Here is a 25,974-nt window from a genome sequence, read left to right as displayed (position 1 = left end):
CCGGAATCAGAACGAGGCGTTGAGCGCCACGAACAGGCGCCGCCCCTCGTCCACCATCCAGTTGCCGTCGAGCCCGCCCGTGCGGGAGCGCGCGTCCACGGGCACGACCTTGTCCGTCAGGTTGAGCACCGCGAACTTGAGCGACAGGTTGCGATGGAAGGCGTACTGGCCGCCGAAGTCCAGCGTGGTGGAGGCGCCGCGCTCGCGCACACCCAGCGCGGCGTTGCGGAAGGCCGCCCAGTACTGCTTGCCGATGTAGCTGGCCGAGGCGTAGAGCGACAGCTGGCCGGTGGCCGTCCAGTCCACGCGGGCGTTGAGTACGTGGCGGGGGGTCTTGTCGAGCGGGCGGCCTTCCAGCGACGTACCGTTGAAGGCGGGCTCGCCGCCACCCTTGCGGCGCGAGTCGGTGAAGGTGTAGTTGCCCGACACCTTCCAGTCTCGGGCCAGCGTGGTGCCTGCGCCGAGCTCCAGGCCGCGCAGGGTCACGCGGTCGATGTTGTCGTACACGTAGATGTTGCGGCCGACCGAGCGAGGGTCCCGCACGCCCGTGTCGTAGCTGGCCACCTTGTTCTTGAACGCGTTGTGGAAGAAGGTCGCCGAAACGTTGCTGCCGCCCTGGTCGAAGCGCAGGCCGATCTCCTGGGTGAGGCTGGTCTCGGGCTTCAGGCCGCCGTCGCCGCAGAGCGTGCCGGGCGTGGCGCCGCCCGCGCCGCCGGTGGTCATGCAATAGCCGGTGGTGCTCTGGCGGATGGTGGGCGCCTTGAAGCCCTTGGCGATGCCGCCGCGCAGCGTCCAGGCGGGGGCCAGCTGGTAGACGCCGTAGAGGCGCGGGGTCCAGTGGCGGCCGTAGCGGTCGTCGTCGTCCACGCGCGCACCGGCCGTCACGGTGAAGCGGTCGGTCACGAAGAATTCGTCCTCCGCGAAGAGCGCCCAGCCATTGAGCTTCACGCGGTCCACGTTGGCGCCGTAGCCGCCCGGCGCGGCGTCCTGCGCGGCAATGCCGGTCAGTTCGTTGCGCGTGGCCTGGCCGCCCACCTTGAGCACGCTGCGCCCAAGCGGCAGCGTGGCGGTGCCGTCCAGCACCGTGTTGGTCAGCTCGGGCGCCACCGGGTTGCGGCCGCCCGTGCGCCACTGCGTCTGCTGGCCGACCTCCTGGTAGAGCGAAACGGAGGTGGTGCCGAAATCCCAGCGGCCGTCGTGGGCGATCGCCCAGTGGCGCCGCTCGTGTTCGGTGCGCACCACGGTGGTCGCCGAGGCGGTGGGCGAGAGCGTGCGGCCGGGCGTGCTCTTTTGCGTGAAGCGGCCCTGGCCGGCCTCGAAGGTCCACTCCTGGCCCGCCGAGGGTTTCAGGGTGAACCTGGCCGTCAGTTCCTCGTCGCGGTTGCCGAAGTTGCCGCTGGTGGAGTTGAGCGGGAAGAAGATGTCGTCCTCGCCGCGGTGGCGCGACTTGCCGTAGATCTGCACGCCCAGCACGCCGTCGCGCAGCGGGCCGCCGACCCAGAAGTCCGCCAGCGTGGAGTCGCCCTGGCTGCGGTCTTCCTGCCGGATGCCGCCGACCTCCAGCGTGCCGCTCCACTGCTTCGGTACCTTGCGCGTGATGATGTTGATCACGCCGCCCATCGCGTCCGCCCCGTAGAGCGACGACATCGGCCCGCGCACCACCTCGATGCGCTCGATGGCGGCCAGCGGCGGGATCAGGTTCGACTGCACGCCCGCGGTACCGCGGTTCATGGTCTCGCGCGTGCCCTGCCGGCTGCCGTCCACGAGGATGAGGGTGTATTCGCCGGGCATGCCGCGGATGACGATGTCCTTCTCGTTGGCACTGGCGCCCACCACGCTCACGCCTTCCAGGTCCTTCATCACGTCCTGCAGCGTGGCGTAGGGCCGCTGGTCCAGTTCCTCGCGCGTGATCACCGAAATGCTCGCGGGGGCCTCCTTGACCTGCTGCTCGCGTCCGCTGGCGGTGACGACCACCGTACCGAGCGCAGGCGTGTCGGCGGATGCGCCGGCGGTGTCGGAGGCCTGGGCCTGGGCGCCCGCGGCGGCGCAGGCACCCGCGAGGGCGGCAGCCAGCCAGGGATGGAGCGGCGAAGCGCGGCGGCGGAAGGTCTTGGAAGCAGGAAGAAGGTGCATGGCGCGGCGTTGCGGAGCGATGGTTTCAGGAATGATTCGCATTACTTTCTGAAACGATTCTTCCACGCGCTGCCGGCGCAGTGGTTTGCCGGGACAACAAAGATGTTTGCGCGGGAGCCGGGAACGCGGGGCTGCCAGGCACCGCCCGCCGCGCCCTGATTACCAGACGCGGCTGCGGGCCTGCTTGGGCGAAAGGCCGAAACGGCGCTTGTACGCCGTGGCGAAGTTGGCCGCGCTGGTATAGCCGGCCACCATGGCCGCCTGGCCGACGGAGAGGCCATCGCGCTCCAGGGCCTGGCGGGCGCGCTGCAGCCGGCAGTCGCGCAGGTAGTCGAACACCGTGGTGCCATAGACCGAGCGGAACTGGCGCTGCAGCGTGTTGGCGTTCACCCCGGCGCGGCGCGCGATCTCGTCGAGGGAGAACTGGTCCGCCTCGCCCGAGCCGAGGAAGGCGTGCAGTTCCCGCAGCCGCTGGTGCTCGCGAGGACGCAGGGCGGCGGGCGCGACCGCGGGGGGCGGAGGCGCGGCGGGGTTGCGGTAGAGCGTGCCGAGCGCCTCGCCGATGAGTTCGAGGGCACGGCTTTCCAGGTAGAGGTGCTGCAGCAGCGGTTCGAGCACCGGTGGGCGCACGAGTTGCTCGGCGATCGCCACGGCGCGCGGCGAGGCCTGCCACCGCTGGATGGCGAGGTGGCGGCGGCGGAATTCGCCCAGTTGGCCGCGGGCTTCCTGCGGATCGCTGCCTTCGCCCAGCGCCTGGGCAATCCAGTCCCAGCCCAGGCCCAGGCTCACGCGGCGCGCGTAGGAACCCTGGCGGGCGCGGCGGGTGAAGCGCTCGCGCTCGGCCACCGATACGAGCATGGCACTGGCATGGCCGGCGCGGCCCGTGAGCCGCACGCGCTCGGGGCCGTATGACACGTCCACCGTGCCCTCCAGCAACAGCACGATGCGCAGCCCCTCTTCGATTTCGGACTGCGCGACGAGGTCGCGCTCGTCGCGGGCGTCGTCGGCGTGCAGGTGCAGCCCGGGGCGCAGCTGCCGCATGCGCTGGAAATGCGCGCGCAGCGCCGGCTCGGCGGCGAGCGCGCCGGGCGTGGGCGCGATGGGCTGGACGGCGGGTACGGACGACGGCGGCACGGGGGACAGCGGCGGGAAGGGGCAACGGGAAGAAAGCGGCGCGGCCGCGGAGGCAGGGGCCGGAACGGGGCCGCCGCAAACATCTTCGTTGGCGGGGCAAACACCTCGGACCGCAGTGCATGGGATGCTATCAGGCCGCGATCGATAATACAAATGGTTCTCAATACAACCCCCCGCATTCGCTACGCCACCATGAGACTTCCGTTCCGCCGCTCCGTATGCCGCGCCCTTTGCGGCGCCCTGGCCGCATCCGCCGGCCTGTGGGCCCTGCCCGCGGCCGGGCAGGCACGGCCACCCGCTTCCGCGGACTCCATCGAGGTGACCGACCTCGCAGGGCGCACGGTCCGCCTGCCGGCCCGCGTGGACCGCGTGCTGCTCGGCGAGGGCCGGCTGCTGCCCGCCCTCGCCGTCTTCGACCGCGAGGACCCGACGCGCCGGCTCGTGGGCATGATGGGCGAATTCGAGAAGCTGGATGCGCCCGGCTACGCGCAATGGGCGCGCCGGTTTCCGCATCTCGACCAGGTGCCGCGCGTGGGGCGCACCAGCAGCGGCAGCTTCAGCGACGAGCAGGCGATCGCGCTGCGGCCCCAGGTGGCGATCCTCGGGCTGGCCGGCGGCCATGGCCCGAGCGAGCGGGACCGCGAGACGCTGGCGCGCCTGGAGGCGGCCGGCGTGGCCGCGGTGTTCATCGACTTCCGGCACGACCCGCTGCGCAACACGCCCCGCAGCATGAAGCTGCTGGGCGAGGTGCTGGGCCGGCGCGCCGAAGCCGACGCCTTCGTGAAGGTCTGGAAGGCGCAGCTGGCCGTGGTGACGGACCGGCTGGCGCGCGCGAAACCGGAGGCGCCCACGGTCTTCCTGGAAAACCGCGTGGGCCTGTCCGAGGGCTGCTGCGACACGATGGTGGGCCTCGTCGGCATGCTGCTGGACGCCGCGGGTGGCAGCAACATCGGCAAGGGACTGATCCCCGGGGAGTTCGGCACGCTGAACCCGGAGCTGCTGATCGCCCGGCAGCCGCGCTTCTACATCGGCACCGGCATCGGCTCTGCCGCCACGGCGCGGGACATGCCGCTGCGCATCGTGCTGGGGGCCGACGCCACGCCCGAGGCGGCGCGCGCCTCGCTCGCGCGCGCGGTGCAGCGCCGCGGCATCGCCCAGCTGAAAGCCGTGCAGGAGGGACGTGCCTTCGCCATCTGGCACCACTTCTACAACTCGCCCTTCAACGTGGTCGCGGTACAGGTGTTCGCCAAATGGCTGCACCCCGAGCTGTTCGCAGACGTCGATCCGCGCGAGACCTTCCGCACGCTGACCGAACGCTTCCAGCCGTTCGCGCTGGAAGGCACCTACTGGACGGAACTCGCCCGATGAGCGCGGGCATCCCCTCCACCGGGCGTCGCGGCCTGCTGTGCGCGGGCGCCGACGCGGCGCTCGCCCTCGCGGGCTGCGCGGCCGGGCAGCCCTCCGCCGCCGCCCGCCGGCCGGAAACGGCCCTGCCGCCGCTGGACGGCGCGCCCGCCTTCGCCATGCCGGGCACCCGGCAGATCGACTGGGCCGCGAACGGCCACGTGCACCGCATCTTCGTGGCGGAGCCGATCGCGCCGCCGCCGGCCCAGGGCTACCCCGTCATCTTCGTGCTGGACGGCAACATCCTGTTCCCGATCGTGGCGCAACTGGTGCGCAACCGCGGCGCGCGCAGCGACATGGCCGCGCGTTTCCCGGCGGTGGTCGTGGGACTGGGCTACGCCACGCCCGGCGTGCTGGACACCACGGCCCGCGCCTACGACTACACGCCGCCCCTGCAGGGCGACGATGCCGGGAACGCGGATGTGCCGCTGGTGGATCCGCTCGGGCGCCGCGAGGGCGGTGCCGACGCCTTCCTCGACCTGCTCGACGGGCGCATCCGCCCCTGGATCGCCGGGCGCTTTCCGCTCGACCCGCGGCGGCAGACGCTGTTCGGCCATTCGTACGGCGGCCTGCTGGCGCTGCATGCGCTCTTTACCCGCCCCGCCCTGTTCACGCGCTACTGCGCCGCCAGCCCTTCGGTGTGGTGGCGCGGCGGGCCGCTGACGCGCGAGCGCGATCGCTTCGTCGCCGCGGCCCGGGCCGGCGCGCTGCCGCCCGCCGGCATCGACCTGCTGATGACGGCGGGTGGCCGCGAGGGCACGCCGCCGGTGCCGCCTGCGGACCACGCGCGTGCGGCCATCGTGCGCCAGCGCCAGGCCGGGGGAACGCCGCAGGACTGGGCGCGGCACCTGGAGGGCGTGCCGGGCCTGCGCACGCGCTTCGTGCGGTTCGAGGACGAGGACCACGGCAGCACCATGGCCCCGGCGGCGGTACGCGCCGTCGCGCTGGCACTGCAGGAGGCCGCTGCGTGACCCCTGCCGCCCCTCCGGCGTCGGATGCGCAGGCCGCGGCCGGCACCGCGCTCGCGCGCCGCTACCGGCGCTTCGCCGCGGCGCGCCTGCTGGTGCTCGCGGCCATGGCCGCGGCGCTCGCCCTGGCGTTCGCGGTGGACGTCTCCACCGGTCCCTCCACCTTTCCGCTGGCCGACGTGTGGGCCGGCCTGCTGCGGCCCGGCGCACTGCCCGCAGAGCAGCGCGTGATCCTCTGGGAGGTGCGCCTGCCCTATGCCGCCATGGCCGTGCTCGTGGGCGCGTCGCTGGGGCTGGCGGGTGCGGAGATGCAGACCGTGCTCAACAACCCGCTCGCCAGCCCGTTCACGCTGGGCATCTCGGCGGCCTCGGCCGTGGGAGCGTCCGTCGCCGTGGTCTCGGGCCTGACGCTGGCCGCGTTCGGCGAGAACCTGGCCGTGCCGCTGTGCGCCTTCGCCGCGGCCACCGGCGCCACCCTGCTCATCCAGTTTCTCGCCTGGCGCTTCGGCGCCACGGTGGACACGGTGGTGCTGTTCGGCATCGCGCTACTGTTCACCTTCGAGGCGCTGCTGTGGCTGCTGCAGTTCATCGCCGACAGCAACGCGCTGCAGCAGATCGTGTTCTGGACCATGGGCAGCCTGTCGCGCGCCACCTGGAACAAGATCGGCCTGGTGGGTGCGGTGTTCGCGTTCTGCGGGATCTGGTCGGCGCGCCACGCCTGGTCGCTCACGGCGCTGCGCGCGGGCGAGGAGCAGGCGCGCAGCTTCGGCGTGGCGGTGGAGCGTCTGCGGCTGGTGACGCTGCTGCGCGTGAGCCTGCTGGCAGCCACCGCGCTGTCGTTCGTGGGCACGATCGGCTTCGTCGGCCTGGTCGGGCCGCACATCGCGCGGCTGGTGGTGGGCGAAGACCACCGCTACTACCTGCCCGGCAGCGCGCTCGCGGGCGCGCTGATGCTCGCGGGCGCCTCCATCCTCAGCAAGGCGCTGGTGCCGGGCGTGGTGCTGCCGATCGGCATCATCACCGCGCTGGTGGGCGTGCCGATGTTCATGGCGCTGATCCTCGCGCGCAGGCGGCAGGCATGAGTGCGGCGACCCATGACCGCACAGAGGAAGGCCTCGTGCTGCAGCAGGTGCAGGTGGGCTACCCGGGCCGCACCGTGCTCTCGGACATCGCGCCCGCGCGCGCCGCGCCGGGCACGCTCACTGCCGTGGTGGGCCCGAATGCCGTGGGCAAGTCCACCCTGCTGCGCGCGATCGCGGGCCTGCAGCCCGCGCGCGGCACCGTGCGGCTGGACGGCGCCGACCTGGCACGCCTCGCGCCGCGCGAACGGCTGCGCCGCGTGGGCTACCTGCCGCAGACACTGCCGCAGGCCACCTCGCTGGTGGTGCACGAATCGATGCTGAGCGCCCTGCGCGTGGGCCGCCCGGACCTCGCCGGCGCACGGGCCGATACCGCCCTCGCCCGCGTGCTGGGCGACCTGGGGCTCGACGGCCTGGCGCTGCGGCGGCTGGACGAGCTCTCCGGCGGGCAGCGCCAGATGGTGGGCCTGGCCCAGGTGCTGGTGCGTGCCCCCCGCCTGCTGCTGCTGGACGAGCCCACCAGCGCGCTCGACCTGCGCTGGCAGCTCACGGTGCTGCAGACCGTGCGCGCGCTGGTGGACGGCGGGCAGACGCTCGCGCTCATCGCCGTGCACGACCTCAACCTGGCCCTGCGCTTCTGCGACCGCATCCTGGTGCTGGGCCTGGGCCGCATCCTGGCGGATGGCGTGCCTGCCGACGTGGTCACGCCGCAGTTGCTCCAGCAGGCCTACGGCGTGCGGGCGCGCGTGGAGCGCTGCTCGCTCGGCCATCCCGTCGTGCTCGCCGACGAAGCGCTGGCCCCGGCCGGCGCCGCCGCGAGCGCCTTCCGTTCCCACGACACCACATCTCCATGATCACGCGCCACGGCCGCATGGCCACCGCCGAAGCCAGCCGGTTTCTCACCCGGCTGTGCTATCACTTCCGCCGCAAGATCCCGGTCGAATATGACGCGACGCGGGGGGACGCGCGTTTTCCGTGGGGCGCATGCGTGCTGCGGGCGGACGCCGGGCAACTGTCCTTCGAATGCAGCGCGGACGACGCCGAGGCGCTTTCGCGTGTCCAGCATGCCATCGACTCGCACGTGGAGCTGTTCTCGCGCAAGAGCCCGATGCGGGTGGTGTGGGACGCCCCGGTGCATGCGGATGGGGGCACGAACGCGGACACGGGCAGCAACGCTCGCTTCTGAAGCCCGGGCAACGGCCTCAATCCCAGGCTGGCGCCAGCCCTTCCGGGTTTACCAGGCGGCCGCCGCGGTCCAGCGCGGCGATGCGCTGCTTATGGGTCTCCTCCAGCCGCAACTGCGTGGCGCGCAGGTTGGAGGCCAGATGCTCGCGGCGCGTGGACGAAGGAATCACGGCGAAGCCCGACTGCATCGCCCATGCCAGCGCGACCTGGGCCGGCGTGGCGCTGCATTCCTGCGCGATCGCCTGGATCTCTGCATCCTGCAGCATCTGGCCGTAGCCCAGCGTCATGTAGGAGGTGATGTGGATGCCCTGGCTGCGCGCGAAATCCACCACCGCCCGGTTCTGCAGGTAGGGGTGCAGCTCGATCTGGTTCGTGGCGATCATGTCTGCCCCCACGGCGGCCACCGCCTCGCGCAGGAGCGACACCGTGAAGTTCGACACGCCGATGCGCCGTGCGAGCCCGCGGGCCCGCGCTTCGGCCAGCGCTTCCAGACTTTCGGCCAGCGGCACGGCACCGCCGGGCGAGGGCCAGTGGATCAGCGCCAGATCGACATGGTCCGTGCGCAGCTTTTCGAGGCTTTCCTCCAGGCTGGGAACGAGCCGGCTGGCGGCGAGATGGTCGGTCCAGACCTTGGTGGTGAGGTAGAGGTCGCCCCGGGCCACGCCGCTGGCGGCGACCGCCTGGCCCACCTCGGCCTCGTTGCCGTAGATCTGCGCGGTGTCCACATGGCGGTAGCCGAGGTCGAGGGCATTCGCCACCGAATCGATGGCGGCCTGGCCCTTGAGCCGGAACGTGCCCATGCCGAAAGGCGGCACGGGCGGCTGCGTGGAGAGGGAAGCGGATGCCTGCATGGAAAACTCCTTGTCGGTGAATGAATGAACGAATGAATGGATGGGCCGGCCCCCGCGCCTCAGTGGCCCGCGGCCGCCGGACGCCCCCCGCGCACGGCAGCCCCGCCGCGGGCGTCGAGCACGCCGCTGGCCTGGGTGAGCGCCAGCGCGCCCAGCACCACGACGGCGCCGATCCAGGGCGTGTGCATGAGGCCCAGGTGCGTCACGATCAGTCCCCCGGCCCACGCCGCGCCGGCGATGCCCAGGTTGAACGCGGCGATGTTCAGGCCCGAGGCCACGTCCACGGCCTGCGGCGCGACGCGCTCGGCCTGGCGCACCACGTACAGCTGCAGGCCCGGCACGTTGCCGAAGGCCACCGCGCCCCAGAGCAGCACCGTGCCCACGGCCAGCCAGGGATGCGGCGCGGTGAACTGCAGGAGCAGCAGCACGGCGGCCAGCAGCGCGAAGATGATGCGCAGCGCGGCGATGGGCCCCAGGCGGTCGGCCAGCCGGCCGCCCCAGAGGTTGCCCGCGGCCACCGAGACACCGTACACCAGCATCACCCAGCCCACCGCGCTTTCGCTGAAACCCGACACGCCGGTCAGGATGGGCGCGAGGAAAGTGAACGGGATGAAGGTGCCGCCGTAGCCGATGGCCGTCTTGGCATAGACCAGCAGCAGCCGCGGCTCGGCCAGCACGCGGGCCTGCTGCAGGAGCGAGGCCGGCGGCACGTGCGCGATGCGCCGCGGCACGAAGAGCGCGCTGCCCGCGAAGGCCAGCATGCCGAGCCCCGCCACGGCGAGGAAGGTTTCGCGCCAGCCGAAGTGCTGGCCGATGAAGGTGCCCAGCGGCACGCCGGTGACCAGCGCCACCGTGAGCCCCGCGAACAGCGTGGCGATGGCGCTGGCGGCCTTCTCCCGCGGCACCAGGCCGGTGGCGATGGTCGAGCCGATCGAGAAGAACACGCCGTGCGCGAGCCCGGTGAGCACGCGCGCGGCCACCAGCGTGCCGTAGCCCGGGGCCTGCCAGGCCAGCAGGTTGCCGGCGGTGAACAGCGCCATGAGCGCCAGCAGCAGGGCCTTGCGAGGCAGCCGGCCGGTGAGCGCGGTGAGCACCGGGGCGCCGACGGCCACGCCCAGCGCATACAGGCTGACGAGCAGGCCGGCCGAGGGCAGGCCGATGCCGAGGTCCGCGGCCACGGTGGGCAGCAGCCCGACGATGACGAATTCCGTCGTGCCGATGGCGAAGGCGCCGAGCGTCAGCGCGAACAGGGCAATGGGCATGGGAAGCACTCCTTGGGGCACAGAAAAAGATCGATGCCAGGAGTGTGGGCGCTTCACCTTTGCGGAAAAAGCCCGTGATCGGCAGAATATATTTGCCTCGCAGTCAACAATCCGCCCTCATGAAAACCACCCTGGAAGAACTGCAGGCCTTCGCCGCCGTGGTGGACGCCGGCTCCGTCACCGCCGCCGCCGCGCAGCTGGACCAGACGGCATCGGGCGTCAGCCGGGCTCTGGCACGCCTGGAGAAGAAGCTCGACACGACGCTGCTGCGCCGCACCACGCGCCGCATCGCGCTCACGGAAGAAGGCCACGCCTTCCTCACGCGTGCCCGTGCCATCCTCGCGGCCCTGGACGAGGCGGAAGAGCACATGGCCGCGCGCCGGCACCAGCCCGCGGGACGCCTGCGCGTGAACGCCGCCACGCCGTTCATGCTGCACGTGGTGGCACCGCTGGTGCCGGCCTTCCGCGATGCCTACCCGCAGATCGCCCTGGAACTGGACACCGACGAGCGCAACATCGACCTGCTGGAGCGGCGCACGGATGTCGCCATCCGCATCGGCGCCCTGCGCGACTCCACGCTGCACGCGCGCCCGCTGGGCTCCAGCCGCCTGCGCGTGCTCGCCAGCCCTGCCTACGTGGCCACGCACGGCCGGCCGAAGTCGGCAGCGGCCCTGGCGCAGCACACCCTGCTGGGATTCACCCAGCCCGAGGCGCTCAACCTCTGGCCCCTGCGCGGCCCGCATGGCGACGCCTGGACCGCCACGCCGGACATCGCGGCCTCCAGCGGCGAAACCCTGCGCCAGCTGGCGCTGCAGGGCGCCGGCATCGCCTGCCTGGCGGACTTCATGACCGCGCGGGACCGCGAACGCGGCGACCTCGTGCAACTGCTGGCCCGGGACACGGCCGACGTGCGGCAACCCATCAGCGCGGTGTACTACCGCAACACGCAACTCGCTTCGCGCATCGCCTGCTTCCTCGATTTCCTGGCCGCACGGCTGGCCGGGCCCGGACATTGAGGCGCCCCTGTAGGACCGCGCCGGGTCCTGCGGGCAGGCTTGCGCGAGCGCAAGGCCGCACGGCCCGGCGGCGCTTCAATGGCGCCATGCGCACACAGAACATTCCCTTCCTCCGCCCCGGGATGTACGTACGCTCCCGGAACGGGAACACCCGCATGCTGGTGACCTGCGACAACGGCGACGGCTCCGTCATCTGCTTCTGGTTCTGCGAGGAACGGGACAGGCTGGTGTGGCAGGCGTTCCACTGCTCCGAGCTGAGCGCCGACGCCCGCGAGCAGGCCCGGCCCCTTCGGCGATCACCGCGCCAGATACCGCCAGATCAGCGCCGCCCCCGAACACAGGACGACGGCGCTGACGATGCGCAGGAACTGCGCGCGCGGTAGCGCGAGGGTGACGCGGCGGCCCACCGCGGTGCCCAGGAGCATGGCCGGCGCCAGCACCGCCGCCAGCACGAGGATCGCGCGGTCCGCATAGACGCCCGCGAGCAGGAACAGCACGGCGCGCGTCAGCGTGGACAACCCGATGAGCGTGGACTGGGTCACGCGGAAGCGCGCGGGCTCCGCGATGCGGCCGCCGAGGTAGATGGCGTAGAGGAAGCCGCCACTGCCGAACAGGGCCGAGAACACGCCGCCCACGAGGCCGAACGGCCAGGCCGCGCCCGCGCCGAACGCCGTGCCGGCCTGGTAGCCGCTCAGCGTGTACAGAGCGTAGGCCACCGCGAAGACGCCCAGCGCGAGCAGCAGCGCATCCGGGTGCCCGAGCAGCAGGAGCGCCGCCCCCGCGAGGCTGCCGAGCGCCATCGCCGGCACGATCCGCCGGAGCTCGGCCGTATCGGCGGCCTTGCCGTCGCGCGCGACATTCACGCCCGCGGCGGCGAAATCGAGCAGCGCCAGCAACGGCACGATGGTCGCGACGGGCACGAACTGCGCGAGCACCGGCCCGGCCACCAGCGCGGTGCCGAAACCGGCGATGCCGAAGATGACATAGGCCACCGCCACGCCCAGGCAGACGACGAGCAGGGGCCAGGGTGGCAGCGGCAGGGACAGGGACTGGAAGGCATCCACGGTGCGAAGCTGGGCAGGAAGGAAGAAGCCGCCCAATCTACCGGCGGGGGCCGGTGCGCGCCAATATGGAATGCGGCGTCCACTTATCTCGAAATCAGCTGGGGACGCCGGCCGGGGTCTCGTCCGTGGCGCCGGCCCACGGCGCGGCGCGCAGCCGCTCGGCGAAACGCATCGCCACGGCCGGTGCGTCGTCGCGCCAGAGGGCCATCACGTTGCTGGTGCAGCCGGGCCCTTCCAGGGAGACCGTGCGCACGCCCGGCGGCGCGAGCCGGCCCATCGATGCGGGCACGACGGCGATGCCGAAGCCGGCCTGGACCAGTGCCAGCTGCGCCCATTTGCGTGAACGCACCACGGCCGCGCGTGGCTGGAACCCGTGGTCGCGGCACAGTTCCGCGACCCGGTGGCTGAGGCCGCCGCGCTCCAGGTGCGGAGTGGCCACGAAACACTCCCCGCGCAACTCCGCGAAGCCGACGCCCGCGCGCTGCGCCAGCGCGTGCCCCTCGGGCACCGCGGCCACCAGCGGCTCATCGTAGAGCGGCACGTACTGCACGCCGGCATGGCGGCGCAGGATCGGCGCGCGCGCCAGCCCCACGTCGGCGCGTCCCTCGCTGATGTCGAGCGGCTGGTGTTCGGAGGAGGCCTGCGACACCTCGACGGACACCCCGGGGCAGTCGCGCGCATGCGCGCGCAGCACGGCCAGCAGCGGCGGCGCGAGCGGAACGGAACTGGAGTGCAGGAGCCGCAGCGTGCCTTCGGTGCCGTGCTGCGCATGGACGACCCGCGCAGCAGCCGCTTCCAGCGCGGACAGGATCGCACGGGCATCGGTGTAGAGCGACCGGCCGGCGGCCGTCATCTCGAGGTGGCGCGTCCCGCGCTCGAGCAGCCGGGCCTGCAGGGCGTCCTCCATCTCACGGACCTGCCGGCTCAGCGCCGACTGGGCAATGAAGAGCCGCTCGGCCGCCAGGCTGAAGCTGCCGGCATCCACGATCTCCACGAAATAGCGCAACTGCCGGTGGGTAAGCATGCGGGCATTCTTGCACCCGCCGCGGGCAAGGGCTTAGACTGGCCGGCATGTTCCTGGACTACGACCCCGACGACCTGGACGTGAAGATTTCGGAACTGCTGGTCGCCACCTGCGATTCCGCCGACCCCGCTCTTCCCTCGGCCGTGCCCGCGGTGCTGCGCCTGCTGCGCACGCGGCTGGACATGGACGTGGCCTTCGTGTCGCAGATCGCGGACGGGCGCCGCACGATCCAGGCCGTGGACCATGCCCCGGGCTTCGATCCCCTTCCGGCAGGCACGTCCGACCCGGTCGAGGAAACCTGGTGCCAGCACGTCATCGAGGGACGGCTGCCGGAACGCGTGGAGAACGCTGCCGCCTACGTCAAGGCGGGGAAGGCCCCGAATCCGGGGTATTCCGTGGGCACGCTGCTGAGCACGCCGGTGCGCCTGCCGGGGGGCGGGGTCTATGGCACGCTGTGCTGCTTCAGCAGGGGGGTCCACCCGGAAGCCGACATCGGCCGACTGCGGTACACGGCCGATTTGCTGGCATCGCGGCTCGAGCCTGGTTCCGGAAAGCCGGCTTCCGCCCGCTGAGCAGGCCGGCGCCGTCGGCGCCGCTGCGGCCTACAGGTGGAAATCGCCCCGGGCTTCCGGCTGGTACAGCACTTTCCGCACACGGATGCGGCGCGTGCGGTCCGCGATCCGCCAGCGGAAGGCATCGCCCTCCCGGTAGCCCAGGATCGCCGTGCCCAGGCCCGAGCAGACGGAATGCCTGCCTGCAGCCTCGTCCGCATCCTGCGGATAGACCAGCGCCACTTCCACCGTTTCGTTGTCCACCTCCAGCAGGGCCCTGGAATTCATCGTGACGACGTCCTCCGCCACCTGCCGCGGATCGACGACCGTGGCCCGCTCGATCTCGTGCTCCAGCTCGAAGATCTCCGGGTCCTGGTGGAACGCGACAAGCTCCCGGAGCCGGGCTTCGTCGATCTCGGTGACGTGGATGGCCGGAGTGCCAGCCGCGGGGCATTCGCGCAGGAGCCGGAGATAGCGGTCCGCGCCCATGGCCAGGGACGTCACCGAAGGCCCTTCGCTGTGCAGCGCGAATCCGCTGCGCAGGAAAGCGTTCAGCGACCGCGCGTTGTCCGGATGGATTTTGGCGATGAGCCTTTCGGCACGCATGTCGAAGAAAGCGAGCTTCATGCCTTCGCGGATCGCGCTGGCCCCCAGCCGGCGCCCCCAGTTGGCACGGTCGCCGATGGCCAGAACCATCTCGCAGTCCGGTCCGTCCTTGACCAGGCGGACGAAGCCCACGGGCATGTCGTGCCGGTCGCAGGCCATGAAGAACCGGCCGCCCTGGTTGAACAGATGCGTGAGCACCGGCAGCTGCACCCGGCCGACCACCTGCCCGATGGACCGGGAGACATCGCGCGCATCGCTCAGGTAGCGGGTCACGCCCTCGTCTTCCAGCCAGTCCATCAGCAAGAGCGCGTGGGCCCGGGTGATCTCCGGGCACAGGGAAATGAAAGGCTTGTTCATCTTCACCCCATCGGGTTGCGAGAATGAATGAAAGCCTTCCATGGCCCCGGGCCATGGCGGTTCTTTCGGGGAAGCGGGATTCTAGGGCGCTGTAGGGGCGATGGCCAGGCGGCGCCACGGTAAGCCGGCACCGGCGTGAAGCTGTACATAGACTGCGCCATCGCGAGGAACAGCCCGTAGCTCAGCCCCGGGTTCTCCACCATGCCGGCGGCGCGCTGGCTCAGCCGGCTGTGGCTTTCCGTGGCCGCGAACCAGCTCCAGATCACGGCCGTGAGCAGGTCGCCGCTCAGGCGCTCGCCCGTCAGGCCTTCCACGCTGCCGGCCTGCAGCAGCCCCTTGGCCTGTTCCAGACGGTCCTTCAACGCATCCAGTTGCCGCGCGCTGATGCCGATGGCCGTGGCCTGGCCTGCCACGTGGCTCGCGCCCGAATTCAATTCGGCGGCTATCAATCAAGTGGTAGGTACTATTTTTTAATTAAATAAAGCATAAAAACGAACAGAATCATTGAAATTAAAAATAAAATGTAATCTATTTTCTTCGCTAGCCCAAGGCGCCTTTTCTGACCCAACCCTAGAGACGTATAGCCAACAAAAAATATAACAATGAATGCAAAAATATAGTACATCATTTAAAGCAACTAGGGCGATCGGTTGACGGAAGTTCCATTCCGGCCACTAATCCAGGGATACTATATACAGCCAGCATTACTCCAGCGGCGCCTTGTGCAACCGCTGCAGCAGAAACAGTGGGAATAAAAGCTGCAAGCATTGCGGCTGCTATGCCCCATACCGCGCCTCCTGCACCAAATCCTCCGTTGTAACAAGCCAGTTGCTCATCACTCATACCTCTAGTCGCGAGCTCCAGCACAATAAGGTGAATGGCAAAAAATACTGCTGCCAATATTAATGACGCCAAAACTCCACCAACAACACCTAATGTCCCAATGGAAGTCCCTGCTACGGTAACCAATATAGCCACCGTCGCAGCAAAAGAAACTCCATGGGCGAAGCCCCCCAACCAAGCTCCTTGGCTTCCTCCTTCAATCGTGTAAGCCCCCGCCCCGTCCCCTCTTCAATCACCGTAAACCCCGCCCCCACCCACCCGCTCTGCGCAATCGGCGCCTCGTGGATGGTCACCTCCTTGCCCTCGTCCAGCGCTGCCTGCACCTTCGCCCGCGTGCTTGGGCTGTGCGCCACCAGCGCCGTGTTCACGATGTTGGGCTGGTTCGCATAGACCTGCGGCGTGATCGTGTAGATCTTCTGGCCCTGCTGCGCGGCCAGCCCCAGCGCCTTCACCGCGCTGATGCCCTGGGGACATTCCGGCAGCCCGGCCACCGGATTGGCGCTCCCTGCCAGGTTGCATTTCGCCGGATCGCTGAAGAACCGCTCCGGCACCGCGTGCTCCAGCGCGCTCATGTATTGCCCACGCATCCGGTTGTACGCCACCCACTGGGCCTTGTCGTTGCTCCGCGACCAGGCCAGGTTGCGCATGTGCCCGATGTCGATGTTCACGCCGGGGAACTCCACCCGCCGCACCACGCCCCAGCTGTACACCGGCTGCGCCACCGCGTGGAACAGACCGTAGCTCAGCCCCGGGTTCTCTACACATGCCTGCTGTGTGCTGAATTAGCTAGAGCGGCTCGCCATTATTTCTCTTTGCATTTCTGGATGGCTTAATTAGTTTTTTAAAAGCTGACCACGCAACCACTACAGAAATCACCATTACCAAGAAATCCCAAGGCTGAGCCAAATATTTCCAAGCAAAATAGTTTACCAACAACGACAAGCAAAAAATCAAAGCGAAAAACACCTTCACAGCAACTCCTTCATATACCGCAAACCCTTCCAACAGAGAACAACCCCAGCAGCCCACCAAGAACCCTCTGAATATTTGAGTTAAGGAAAAATTGCGTAAAAAATCCTGCCCCTTTGCCAGCCGCTGCCAAACCTAAAGCTGCGACATTCGCCACGAGTGTTCCTACAGTCAAACCGTACCCCCATCGACACCAACTGCTATCAATAGCTCCGATTAGAGAAAGACCAGTAACAGCAAGACCAAGGGTAAGAACTAATCCGACAGCTATAGTCGCAACCGCAGCGCCTCCCAATGCACCGGCACTAAATATAGCCACCACTGTCAATCCGAGCATTATCAAAGCGCTGAATATAAATATCCCTCCATTACTGCCCCCTTCAATCGTGTAAGCCCCCGCCCCCGTCCCCTCTTCAATCACCGTAAACCCCGCCCCCACCCACCCGCTCTGCGCAATCGGCGCCTCGTGGATGGTCACCTCCTTGCCCTCGTCCAGCGCTGCCTGCACCTTCGCCCGCGTGCTTGGGCTGTGCGCCACCAGCGCCGTGTTCACGATGTTGGGCTGGTTCGCATAGACCTGCGGCGTGATCGTGTAGATCTTCTGGCCCTGCTGCGCGGCCAGCCCCAGCGCCTTCACCGCGCTGATGCCCTGGGGACATTCCGGCAGCCCGGCCACCGGATTGGCGCTCCCTGCCAGGTTGCATTTCGCCGGATCGCTGAAGAACCGCTCCGGCACCGCGTGCTCCAGCGCGCTCATGTATTGCCCACGCATCCGGTTGTACGCCACCCACTGGGCCTTGTCGTTGCTCCGCGACCAGGCCAGGTTGCGCATGTGCCCGATGTCGATGTTCACGCCGGGGAACTCCACCCGCCGCACCACGCCCCAGCTGTACACCGGCTGCGCCACCGCGTGGAACAGCCCGTAGCTCAGCCCCGGGTTCTCCACCATGCCGGCGGCGCGCTGGCTCAGCCGGCTGTGGCTTTCCGTGGCCGCGAACCAGCTCCAGATCACGGCGGTGAGCAGGTCGCCGCTCAGGCGCTCGCCCGTCAGGCCTTCCACACTGCCGGCCTGCAGCAGCCCCTTGGCCTGTTCCAGCCGGCCCTTCAAGGCATCCAGTTGCCGCGCGCTGATGCCGCCGGCGCTGATGCCAATGGCCGTGGCCTGGCCCGCCACGTGGCTCGCGTCCGGGCTCAGGTCCCATTGCGTCGGGTCGTACAACTGGGTGAAGCCACCGTGGCCCTGCAGGTCGGTGCCCATCGTGACCACGCTGGTGCTTTGGGCCACCACCTGCCCTTCAAGACTGATCTGGGGTTTGAGCCGGATCAGGTACCCCGGCAGGCTGGTGGGGAGTTCGCTGGGCTGGATGGGGCTGCCGTCCGCATGCGGCTTGGGCAGGTAGCTGGCGATGAGGTCGGTGGTCGCCTGGTCCGCGGGCACATAGCTCAGGGTCAGGCGTTTTCCCGCCAGGCGGCTCGTGGGTGCCGAGTAGCTCAGCAACTCGTTGCCCCAGCCATCGCTGAGCTGGTAGCTGAACCGGTGCTGCAGCCCGGCAGGAACCGTGGCGCTCTGCTGGCCGGCCTGGATCAGGACCAGCGGCGTGACGCCGCCCAGCACGCTGTGCACCGTCTGCGGAATGATCTTCCTGCCGATGACGTCGCCCACGGTGGCGTCGGGCTTCCGGGTGTCGATGTAGGCCTTGAGGCGGTTCTGGTACGCGGTGAGCTGGCTCTGGATGGCCGCTTGGTTCAGGTTCTGCACCCAGCCTTCCTGTTCATTGACGGTGGCCCCGCTTCGGGCAGCGTTCAGCAGTGCCTGCGCATCCAGGGGCACGGCGGCCTGCAGGTCCATGCCTGCCACATGGTCGTACTGCTTGAAGCTCGCATCCAGCGGCACCCAGGCATTGAGGCCGGCGTTGGGGTTCGGATGCTGCGTGGCGGTGGCGTTGCGGCTCCCGCGCCCGGGCGCCCAGTTCACATATGCCTGCACCCAGGCATGCTCCATGCGAATGCTTTGGATGCCGCCGCCTTGGACAAGGCCCCGGGCCGCGATACCGCCCAGGTTCATCAATTGCAGGGCCGCCTGTGCGTTCGCCGCGCCACCCATCCAGTTCATCGCCTGCGCGGCAGAAATCTCCACCGTGCCGAACTGGTAGCGTGCCGGAATGCCGGCCGCGCGCAGCAGCGCGATCTGCAGGCCTGCGATGTCGATTGCGTTGCCGCGCTGCTTGTCCAGCGTGTCCTGCGCGCTCTGGATCGCCCCCCAGGTGGGCACCCATTCGATGGTGTTGCGCACCCAGTTCTGGATGGCGACGGGGTTGTTGCCCAGTTCCTGCGCCTTGGCGCGGATGGCGGCCGTGAAGGTGACTTCCGCCGTTTCCGCCAGGTCCTCGGGCGTGGGTGCCTGCCCGGGCTCGGGCGGGATCGTGAACTGCAGGCCGAGGCTGTTGCCCCCCCCTGCCTGGGCGAGCTTCACCTGCTGCTTGCCGTGCAGGTTCTCGAACCAGGCCAGCTTGCTCTCGGCGGGCGCGCGCGGGTTGGGCTGCGGCGTCCGCCAGGGGAGCTTGCCGGCATCGACGGGTGCACTGGTGCGGGCAGCAGGATACCGCTCGAAGTAGGCATCCAGTGCTGCCAGGGCGGCCGCGCCCGGTGCCTGGCGCCACGCCTGGATCAGGCCGCGCAGTTCGCCTGCACGCCTGTCCAGCTCCGCCTGGGCCTCGTCGTGGCGGGCCAGGATTTCCGCGCCCACGCCCTGCGCCTGGAGCTGCTGGCGCATGGACGCGAAATCGGCCAGCACGGCGTCGGTGTCGGCATCGATCGCATTCAGCAGGGCGGTGATCTGCGCCTGCTCTGCTTCGCTGGCCGCTCCCGTATCCGGCCCGGCCTTTGTCGCATACGGAGTGGATCCGCTGCGTCCGGTTGCGCGGGCAGAGGGCTGCTCGATGCGTGCCTTGATTCCCCTGAGCAGTTCGTGCACGCGGGTGAGGTTGCGGCTGGTGCGGTCGGTCGCGATCGCACCGGGCGGCTGCGCCACACGCGCCTGCTCCAGCCGGGCCGACTCCATGCGTTGCTGCCACTGCGCCAGGCGCTGCATCTGCTGCTGCGCTGCGGGCGGGACGGCAGGTGTGCCGTCCTGGGCCAGTGCGCTCAGGGGCTGCAGGGCCAGTGCCAAGTGGGCCGCCATCACAGTGCGGGCTACCGGGCGCAGCCAGGGGTGCCATGCGATCCGGGTGTTGGGGGAGGCGCTCATGCTCGGGGTTGCGTGGCTCATGGTTGGCTTTGGAAAGGCGCGCGCGCGGGCAGGCGGCGGCGCGTGCAGCAATGTGCGATGGCAGGCATCAGGAGAAGCAGCGCGAGCAGCCATCGCCCGTCGAGGGGCACGGGCCGGAGCTCGACAGGCGGTTGCGCGGTCGCGGCGATGAGCGTCACGGTGGCCTGCGCCAGGGGTTGCTCGGTCCCCGCGATCTCGATGGTGGCCGCCACTGGCAGCACGCTGCCCGCGGTTCCTGAAGAGACCCAGTTCCAGCTGTACTGGCCGCCCGTTCCCGCAGGCAGTTGCACGCCGGTCTGGGTGAAGACAGCGAGGGGCGTGCCCGTGCCGGGGTCCAGCACGCGCACGCGCACCGTCGCGCCCGCAATGGCCGAAGTACCGTTATTGGCCACGCTCAGCTGCAGTGCGGACGCGGCACCCACGGTCACGGTGGCAGGCGCGGCGCCGAGCTGCCCCGTGACGCCCGTGCTGCCCTGCAACGCGTCCAGCATCACGAAAGTGGCGGTGCTGGAGGCCAGTTCGACATCGGAGGTATCGGCACGGGCGCTCGACTTGACGGCCAGCGCCAACCGGGTCGCGCCCTGGTAGCTGGCGGGGCCGAAGAGCCTGATGCGCACCTGGTAGGTGCCCGGCACCAGGCTGCCGGCAGGGAGGTAGTAGCCATACTTGCGTTGGCTGCGCGGGACGGCCTGGGCGATGTCTTCGGTGTGCGTGAGCACGACTTGTCCGCCGGGCGCGATGACCTGCGTCACGGCGCGCAGGTTTTCCTGCAGGAGGTTGGCGCTGAGGTTGGCGATCCGCGAGTCGATGAAAACGGGGTGCGCCGTGCTGTACCGGCTGCGGTCCGTGCTGGTGCGTGCGCTGTTCAGGCTGTTGTCCACAGCGCCCGTGCCGGTACCTGCCCTCACGGCGAAAGGCGCGCTGGCCGTGCCATACACGAGGCCTTGCGGCGTGACGAGTTCCGCCCGGACCTGGTAGTTGCCCGCGAGCACCGCGGCGGCCGACCAGGGGGCCTGCACCTGGCCGCTGGAGGCCGGTTGCAGCAGGGCGGCAGCGCCCAGCGGCAGGATGTCCACAGACTGGCCTGCAGCATCCAGCACCGTGAAACGAACGAGTGCGCTGCGGCCGAAGCTCCCTGCGTTGCGCACCGTGGCGGTGAAGCTGGCGGTATCGGCTTCCGAGTAAAGCGGCTTGTCCGTGGCCACCGTGATGAGCAGGTGGGTGGCGATGGCGCCCAGGTCGGCCGCGGCCACGTTGTTTCCACGGTCGAAATCCGCGAGGGTGTGGCGGCCCGTTCCGTCGTCGTCGGCGACGATCCACACGGTACCCGTGGGGCTGAGCTGGGCCAGCGGCCGGGCCAGGATGATCGCCAGGTCTTCGTATGCGCCCGTGGGCAGCACGCCCTGCGTGACGCCCTGCGCCACCAGGGCCTGCACTGCAGGCTGGCCCAGTGCAGGGTCGGTGTTGTAGATGGCCACCGGCGTGCCCGCGGGCACTTGGTAGGAGCCGGCATTGCCCACGCGCACGACGATCTGCGAGGCCGTCTGCGCCCCACCGTCCACCACGCGCACGTAGCTGGCCGTGATGTCCGCGATGGCACGGGGATCGGCATCCATGCGCCGGTTCAGCCGGAAGGTGTTGTGGTTCTTCCAGCTCGGCTCAGGGTCGCGCGGAACACTCAGGTCGTCGTTGATGTTGTTGATGCTGTATGCATGCTGGTTCCAGACGCTGCGCGTGGGCACCCAGGCGTTGTTGACGTCCTCGAAAGCCCGCACGCCATGGAAACGCTCCGTCGCATTGATGAGCCAGCCGAAGTCGTTGGACACCACCAGCACGTCGGAATGCCCGTCGGCATCCACATCGACCACCAACGGATATTCGAGTGTCGTGTCCGACGTATTGGGCTGCTCCCAGAGCACTTCGCCTGTCGGCCCCTTGAAGACCCGCAGCTTGATTTCATCGGAGTAGAGCACTTCGGCCACCCCGTCGCCATCGAAGTCGAAAACGGTCGAACCCGTGATCTGCGAAGACCAGTCCTGTGACGGCTTGCTCCACAGCAGCGACCCGTCTCCCCGGAACACCGAGTACGCATTGGAGCCCGCGACCCCGATGTCCGGGATGCCGTCGCCATCCATGTCGGCAATGGTGGGCGGCCCGCCCGTGCCCCCGCCGGGCAGGGCGGTTGTCCACAGCACCTGTCCGTCCGCACCGATGCGCGAGAGCTGGCCCGAATGGACGATGGCAATCGAGGGCTGCCGGCCTGCATCGAAGGAGGCGACAGCGGTGTACCCATCCATCGGAGCCTGCCACACCAGCGATCCATCGGCGGAATAGAGCGAGCCTCCGAAAATCACATTGGCATTGCCTCGCCCTTCGATGTCGGCCGCGACGGGGATCGAGAAGCCGCCGTTTCTTTCATACGAAGTGCCGACATAGGGCCCGTTGGCGCGCCACTTGGTGGTGCCGTCGAAGTTCAGGACGGTGAGGCCGAAAATGATCTCCGGCTTTCCATCGCGGTCGATGTCCGCCACGTACGGAGCGCCCCACGGTGGACTGCCCGAGCTGGCGACCGTCACATCGGACACCCACCACCGCTCGCCGGTGTTGCGGAAGGCCACGACGCGGTAGTCCCGGGTGATGGCGATGATCTCCGGCGTTCCGTCGCCGTCCAGGTCCGCGAGGGCCAGATTGGCGATCGCCGAGATGGAGTCGTCCCGGATGGACAACAGGTGGGCGCCCGTCCTGCCATCGACGACACGGATCGTGGCCACGTTGTTGTATCCCTGCGAGGCGGTGAACGACGTGAACGCCACCACAGGCATATCGTCCACGCTCAAGCGCCCGTCGCCGTTGGTATCGATGATCCGCCCGACGACGGGCGCCATCATCACCTGGTTGTAGTCGGGGTACGGCGAATTGCTGCCATCCCAGTGCCACTTGAGCTTGGGCGAGAACGCTGCGGTGGCCGGAGTGAACAGCACATCCTGCGCACTGGAGCGCACGTTGTTGGACTTGTTGCTCTCGGGGATCGCACCTGCCGGATCGACGATCACGTGGATTGGCGCATCCCGGAAGGGCAGCATGCCCGCGACCACGATCTCCAATGCCTGTGACTGCCCTGACGCCAACGCTGCAGCCATCGTTGCCTGGCCGAGCACGGCATCCGTGCCGGCGTCGTAGGCACCGTTGCCGTCCACGTCCAGGAAAGCGAGCACCGGTATGTTTCCCGGGGCAGGCTGCGTGCCTGCATTCCGTATCTGCACCTGGAGCGCACCGAGCACGCGCAGCGTTTGCGGGTCGGTCTGCAGGGTGTGCCGTTTGACGGCCTGCACCTGCAGGTCCATGGCAAGTTCATCAGTCTGCGGCGGGCGCAGGCGCAACTGTCCCAGGTCGCTGTTCAGGGCAGGCTGCAGCAGGTAGCTGGCCGTGGTACCTGCGTAGCCCGTGGCCGTGACCGTGAGCTGCACGCTGGCTCCATCCAGGCCACCGATCGCGAAGCGGCCGTCCGGCTGGCTGGCCGTGTTACGCACGATGCCCGTGCTGGTCGTGGCGGACAGCTGCGCCGCGGCAATCGGCCGGTTGTCGCGAACGTCCAGGACGATGCCGCTCACGCTGGCGCTGTTCGCGTCCGGCGGGCTCTGGCTACCTGGATAGAGCCTGGGGGCGTATTGAACCGCCGTGTTGCTCAGTGCACTGCAGGCGAGCCGGGTGTTGGCCTCGGCAGAACCGTATCCTGCCTGGCTGACGGTGATGCGCGTATCGCCGGACACGAGGCCAGTCAATGCGTAGGCTCCGTCGGCACCCGTGAGCACGGCGCCCGTATTGGCCCCGCTCAGCGAGACGGAGGCAACTGCAATCGGCGATGCATCGGCGGCGCTGGTGACTCGGCCCAGGATGCGGCAATCGGTCGCTCCTCCCGGGCCTCCGGATTGGCCCGGCACCAATGCGGGCGAGAAATCCAGGGTTTGTCCTGCCAGGACGTCTGCCTGCCCTGAAGCGTCGTGGTAGCCGGCCTTGCGGGCCAGCACGCTGACGGTGCCGGGGGCCACGCCGCCGATGAGATAACGGCCTGTGGCATCGGTGACGGCGCTCAGCGATTGCGCGGCCACCGTGACGGCCACCGCGCTCAGGGGTAATCCGGTGGCACTGTCCCTGACGGTGCCGCTGAGGACGGCGGTGGCGCTGTTGCCCGGCACCAGCATCTGCAGGATGCCCAGGTCCGTCACGAGGCCTGCACGCAGGGTGGCCGACATCTGTACCGTGCTGTAGCCGGCATTGCTCGCGGTGAGGGTATAGGCACCCGGAGCCAGTCCGCTCAGGTAGATCCGGCCCGACGCATCGCTCGATCCCTGGATGCCGCTGCCTCCCGGGCCGGCGAGCTGCACCGCGGGGATGGGACTGCCGTTGCGGGCGTCCACGAACTGCACGCGCAATGCGGCCTGGGCAGGATGGATGGCCGGGCGCTCAGCCAGCGCCAACGCGCGCAGGGCCAGAGCCGTGGCCCAGGGATCACCATTGCCCCATGCGCCGCTGGCGCCTTGCGCGGCCAGCAGCCACGCCTTGACGGACGCCCCCAGGTTCGGTGCAGCGCCGCTGTATGGATGCACGGCTTCATAGACGAGCGCGGTGACTCCGGCATCGGACTGCCAATTCCCGGCCGGGTCGGCCTGGGCCAGCAGGTAACCCGCTGCCTTGTCGGCGATGGCCACGGCAACCGCTGAGCGCTGGCGGTGGGCCTGCAGGCCGCGCAAAACGATGGCCGTGCCCAGCAGATCGGCATGTCCCCCCACAGTGAAGCTGCCGTTGGCGGCTTGTTGCTGCTGCAGCCAGGCCAGGGTGGGCTCAGCCTGGATGGCGCTCCATTGGGTGGCCATTGCTTGCAAGGCCCAGCCGGTATCCAGCGGGCTGGGCCCGCTGAGATCGGCGAAAGTGGAAAAACCACCGGAATCCGCCCGCCGGCTTTGAAGCTCGGAAGTGCGAGAAATCTGGTTTTGTTGCTGCTGCAGCCATTGCGTGCACGCCAGCACCTCGGTCGCTGTCTCGGCCAGGGGCGCCGCATCCAGGGCAGCGGTCAACGCGACAGCCCGGGCCGGATCCGAAAACTCCAGCAGCGTGCGGGCCGCTTCGCATTGGCTCTGGGAAGCCGTTGCGGAACTGGAGACGCTCGTCCACGGCCCCGCCGCCTGCACCTGCCTCTGAAGCCATGCAAGTCCACTGGATGTATCCGCCCAAACCAGGGCGGGACATACAGACAGCAAAGCAAAGCACAACCAGCGCCGCGCGGCTTTTGCCACGCAACCCATTCCCGGCACACGCATTATTGAGACCCTCGACCCCGATGCGCGTGCAAAGCGTTGCTTAACCGGCGGATGCCGATTACCTCCCTTAACAGCGGATGCAGAGTTGTTGCAATTATTTTCGGTGCGGATACTAACCAAAATAATTACGCTACTTGTGACAATTTGCACAACCTCGCTGACCGAAAACAAATTCCACACAAACTCTTGCAAAGCCTTTTTGAAGCTGATAGCTGCAAAATCTTTCTCATCCATGCTCCACTACCACACCCACCCCGTCACCGCCTTCCAGCAGAACTGCTCGCTCGTCTGGTGCGACGGCGCGCAAGCGGCCGCCGTGATCGATCCCGGCGGCGACCTCGACCAGGTGCTCGCGGAGGTGGGGCGCCGCGGACTGCGGCTGGAGCAGATCTGGCTCACGCACGCCCATATCGACCATGCCGGCGGCGCGGGCGAACTGGCCGAGCGGCTCTCGCTGCCGATCACGGGCCCCCACCCGGGCGACCAGTTCTGGATCGACGGGCTGCCGCAGCAGAGCGCGATGTTCGGTTTCCCGCCCGCCCGGCCCTTCACGCCCACGCGCTGGCTGCACGACGGCGACACGGTGCAGATCGGCAACGAGACGCTGCACGTCCGCCACTGCCCCGGCCACACGCCTGGCCACGTGGTGTTCCATGCGCCGCAGATCCAGCGCTGCTTCGTGGGCGACGTGCTGTTCGCCGGCAGCATCGGCCGCACGGACTTCCCCCAGGGCAACCACCAGGACCTGATCGACAGCATCGTGCAGCGCCTGTGGCCCATGGGCGACGAGACGGTGTTCATTCCCGGACACGGGCCGGAGAGCACCTTCGGGCGCGAACGGCGCAGCAACCCCTACGTGGGCGGCACCTGAGCGGCCCTCCACGGCCGGGTATCCACCCGGCCTTGATGCCGGTCAACGCCCCGAGAGCGGGGTACGGGCAT

The 25,974-nt window shown here is 69.1% G+C and carries 19 protein-coding genes; 8 read left to right on the top strand and 11 right to left on the bottom strand.

What is annotated here, in order from left to right:
• Window positions 1-6 precede the first annotated feature (6 nt).
• Window positions 7-2,133, bottom strand: a complete 2,127-nt coding sequence (locus ACGHC0_RS01840) for a TonB-dependent receptor domain-containing protein (protein ID WP_415267290.1) — start codon at window positions 2,131-2,133, stop codon at window positions 7-9.
• Between the two features lie 159 nt (window positions 2,134-2,292).
• Window positions 2,293-3,267 carry a helix-turn-helix transcriptional regulator gene (locus ACGHC0_RS01835; protein WP_415267289.1) on the bottom strand — a complete coding sequence of 325 codons (975 nt, stop codon included), beginning with the start codon at window positions 3,265-3,267 and terminating at the stop codon, window positions 2,293-2,295.
• 192 nt (window positions 3,268-3,459) lie between these two features.
• Here ACGHC0_RS01835 and ACGHC0_RS01830 point away from each other — a divergent pair, with 192 nt between their 5' ends.
• The 5 genes from ACGHC0_RS01830 (at window position 3,460) to ACGHC0_RS01810 (ending at window position 7,904) form a co-directional block, all read left to right on the top strand.
• Window positions 3,460-4,635, top strand: coding sequence for an ABC transporter substrate-binding protein (locus ACGHC0_RS01830; RefSeq protein ID WP_415267288.1), 1,176 nt, complete (start codon window positions 3,460-3,462; stop codon window positions 4,633-4,635).
• Window positions 4,632-5,642 (top strand): alpha/beta hydrolase, encoded by a 1,011-nt coding sequence (locus tag ACGHC0_RS01825; protein ID WP_415267287.1) that lies wholly within the window; start codon window positions 4,632-4,634, stop codon window positions 5,640-5,642. The genes ACGHC0_RS01830 and ACGHC0_RS01825 overlap by 4 nt, the downstream gene beginning before the upstream one ends.
• A 104-nt stretch (window positions 5,643-5,746) precedes the next feature.
• A complete protein-coding gene (locus ACGHC0_RS01820; protein WP_415268378.1) occupies window positions 5,747-6,721 on the top strand; it encodes a FecCD family ABC transporter permease in 975 nt (324 codons plus the stop codon).
• Window positions 6,718-7,572, top strand: a complete 855-nt coding sequence (locus ACGHC0_RS01815) for an ABC transporter ATP-binding protein (RefSeq protein WP_415267286.1) — start codon at window positions 6,718-6,720, stop codon at window positions 7,570-7,572. The genes ACGHC0_RS01820 and ACGHC0_RS01815 overlap by 4 nt, the downstream gene beginning before the upstream one ends.
• A complete protein-coding gene (locus ACGHC0_RS01810) occupies window positions 7,569-7,904 on the top strand; it encodes a DUF2218 domain-containing protein (RefSeq protein ID WP_415267285.1) in 336 nt (111 codons plus the stop codon). Before ACGHC0_RS01815 ends, ACGHC0_RS01810 begins: the two co-directional genes overlap by 4 nt.
• Window positions 7,905-7,920: 16 nt before the next feature.
• Here ACGHC0_RS01810 and dkgB read toward each other — a convergent pair whose 3' ends face one another.
• A complete protein-coding gene (gene dkgB / locus ACGHC0_RS01805) occupies window positions 7,921-8,754 on the bottom strand; it encodes a 2,5-didehydrogluconate reductase DkgB (protein WP_368353756.1) in 834 nt (277 codons plus the stop codon).
• Between the two features lie 59 nt (window positions 8,755-8,813).
• On the bottom strand, window positions 8,814-10,016 hold the full coding sequence (locus ACGHC0_RS01800; RefSeq protein ID WP_368353755.1) for an MFS transporter: 1,203 nt from the start codon (window positions 10,014-10,016) through the stop codon (window positions 8,814-8,816).
• A 119-nt stretch (window positions 10,017-10,135) separates the two neighbouring features.
• On the opposite strand from ACGHC0_RS01800, the gene ACGHC0_RS01795 reads away from it, so the two are divergent.
• Window positions 10,136-11,032: a LysR substrate-binding domain-containing protein gene (locus ACGHC0_RS01795; RefSeq protein ID WP_415267284.1), complete on the top strand. Its 897-nt coding sequence runs from the start codon at window positions 10,136-10,138 to the stop codon at window positions 11,030-11,032.
• A gap of 296 nt (window positions 11,033-11,328) precedes the next feature.
• Here ACGHC0_RS01795 and ACGHC0_RS01790 read toward each other — a convergent pair whose 3' ends face one another.
• Both ACGHC0_RS01790 and ACGHC0_RS01785 read right to left on the bottom strand, forming a co-directional pair.
• Window positions 11,329-12,096: a TSUP family transporter gene (locus ACGHC0_RS01790; RefSeq protein WP_415267283.1), complete on the bottom strand. Its 768-nt coding sequence runs from the start codon at window positions 12,094-12,096 to the stop codon at window positions 11,329-11,331.
• A 94-nt stretch (window positions 12,097-12,190) separates the two neighbouring features.
• Window positions 12,191-13,120 carry a LysR family transcriptional regulator gene (locus tag ACGHC0_RS01785; protein ID WP_415267282.1) on the bottom strand — a complete coding sequence of 310 codons (930 nt, stop codon included), beginning with the start codon at window positions 13,118-13,120 and terminating at the stop codon, window positions 12,191-12,193.
• Window positions 13,121-13,167: 47 nt separating this feature from the next.
• Between ACGHC0_RS01785 and ACGHC0_RS01780 the strand changes: the two genes are divergently transcribed.
• Complete coding sequence (locus ACGHC0_RS01780) at window positions 13,168-13,692, top strand: GAF domain-containing protein (protein ID WP_415267281.1); 525 nt, start codon at window positions 13,168-13,170, stop codon at window positions 13,690-13,692.
• Between the two features lie 30 nt (window positions 13,693-13,722).
• Here the strand turns inward: ACGHC0_RS01780 and ACGHC0_RS01775 are convergent, their stop codons facing one another.
• The 5 genes from ACGHC0_RS01775 to ACGHC0_RS01755 form a co-directional block, all read right to left on the bottom strand.
• On the bottom strand, window positions 13,723-14,634 hold the full coding sequence (locus tag ACGHC0_RS01775) for a bifunctional GNAT family N-acetyltransferase/nucleoside diphosphate kinase regulator (RefSeq protein WP_415267280.1): 912 nt from the start codon (window positions 14,632-14,634) through the stop codon (window positions 13,723-13,725).
• A 2-nt stretch (window positions 14,635-14,636) separates the two neighbouring features.
• Entirely contained in the window at window positions 14,637-15,083 is a 447-nt protein-coding gene (locus ACGHC0_RS01770; RefSeq protein WP_415267279.1) for a hypothetical protein, read from the bottom strand.
• 507 nt (window positions 15,084-15,590) lie between these two features.
• Window positions 15,591-16,145, bottom strand: coding sequence for a hypothetical protein (locus tag ACGHC0_RS01765; RefSeq protein ID WP_415267278.1), 555 nt, complete (start codon window positions 16,143-16,145; stop codon window positions 15,591-15,593).
• A gap of 314 nt (window positions 16,146-16,459) precedes the next feature.
• Window positions 16,460-19,714 carry a transglutaminase domain-containing protein gene (locus ACGHC0_RS01760; protein WP_415267277.1) on the bottom strand — a complete coding sequence of 1,085 codons (3,255 nt, stop codon included), beginning with the start codon at window positions 19,712-19,714 and terminating at the stop codon, window positions 16,460-16,462.
• Window positions 19,711-24,789 carry a carboxypeptidase regulatory-like domain-containing protein gene (locus ACGHC0_RS01755; protein WP_415267276.1) on the bottom strand — a complete coding sequence of 1,693 codons (5,079 nt, stop codon included), beginning with the start codon at window positions 24,787-24,789 and terminating at the stop codon, window positions 19,711-19,713. The genes ACGHC0_RS01760 and ACGHC0_RS01755 overlap by 4 nt, the downstream gene beginning before the upstream one ends.
• Before the next feature lie 475 nt (window positions 24,790-25,264).
• Here ACGHC0_RS01755 and ACGHC0_RS01750 point away from each other — a divergent pair, with 475 nt between their 5' ends.
• On the top strand, window positions 25,265-25,903 hold the full coding sequence (locus tag ACGHC0_RS01750; protein ID WP_415267275.1) for an MBL fold metallo-hydrolase: 639 nt from the start codon (window positions 25,265-25,267) through the stop codon (window positions 25,901-25,903).
• Window positions 25,904-25,974 lie beyond the last annotated feature (71 nt).

Source organism: Acidovorax sacchari (assembly GCF_042847045.1).
Classification (GTDB): domain Bacteria; phylum Pseudomonadota; class Gammaproteobacteria; order Burkholderiales; family Burkholderiaceae_C; genus Paracidovorax; species Paracidovorax sacchari.
This window is presented reverse-complemented; position numbering and strand designations above follow the sequence as displayed.

Bases quoted from the DNA above. Each gene is read 5' to 3' on its own strand.
- ACGHC0_RS01810 (WP_415267285.1), top strand. From the start codon at position 7,569: ATGATCACGCGCCACGGCCGCATGGCCACCGCCGAAGCCAGCCGGTTT.
- ACGHC0_RS01780 (WP_415267281.1), top strand. From the start codon at position 13,168: ATGTTCCTGGACTACGACCCCGACGACCTGGACGTGAAGATTTCGGAA.
- ACGHC0_RS01830 (WP_415267288.1), top strand. From the start codon at position 3,460: ATGAGACTTCCGTTCCGCCGCTCCGTATGCCGCGCCCTTTGCGGCGCC.
- ACGHC0_RS01840 (WP_415267290.1), bottom strand. From the start codon at position 2,133: ATGCACCTTCTTCCTGCTTCCAAGACCTTCCGCCGCCGCGCTTCGCCG.
- ACGHC0_RS01815 (WP_415267286.1), top strand. From the start codon at position 6,718: ATGAGTGCGGCGACCCATGACCGCACAGAGGAAGGCCTCGTGCTGCAG.
- ACGHC0_RS01820 (WP_415268378.1), top strand. From the start codon at position 5,747: ATGGCCGCGGCGCTCGCCCTGGCGTTCGCGGTGGACGTCTCCACCGGT.
- ACGHC0_RS01785 (WP_415267282.1), bottom strand. From the start codon at position 13,120: ATGCTTACCCACCGGCAGTTGCGCTATTTCGTGGAGATCGTGGATGCC.
- dkgB (WP_368353756.1), bottom strand. From the start codon at position 8,754: ATGCAGGCATCCGCTTCCCTCTCCACGCAGCCGCCCGTGCCGCCTTTC.
- ACGHC0_RS01750 (WP_415267275.1), top strand. From the start codon at position 25,265: ATGCTCCACTACCACACCCACCCCGTCACCGCCTTCCAGCAGAACTGC.
- ACGHC0_RS01795 (WP_415267284.1), top strand. From the start codon at position 10,136: ATGAAAACCACCCTGGAAGAACTGCAGGCCTTCGCCGCCGTGGTGGAC.
- ACGHC0_RS01800 (WP_368353755.1), bottom strand. From the start codon at position 10,016: ATGCCCATTGCCCTGTTCGCGCTGACGCTCGGCGCCTTCGCCATCGGC.
- ACGHC0_RS01775 (WP_415267280.1), bottom strand. From the start codon at position 14,634: ATGAACAAGCCTTTCATTTCCCTGTGCCCGGAGATCACCCGGGCCCAC.
- ACGHC0_RS01760 (WP_415267277.1), bottom strand. From the start codon at position 19,714: ATGAGCCACGCAACCCCGAGCATGAGCGCCTCCCCCAACACCCGGATC.
- ACGHC0_RS01825 (WP_415267287.1), top strand. From the start codon at position 4,632: ATGAGCGCGGGCATCCCCTCCACCGGGCGTCGCGGCCTGCTGTGCGCG.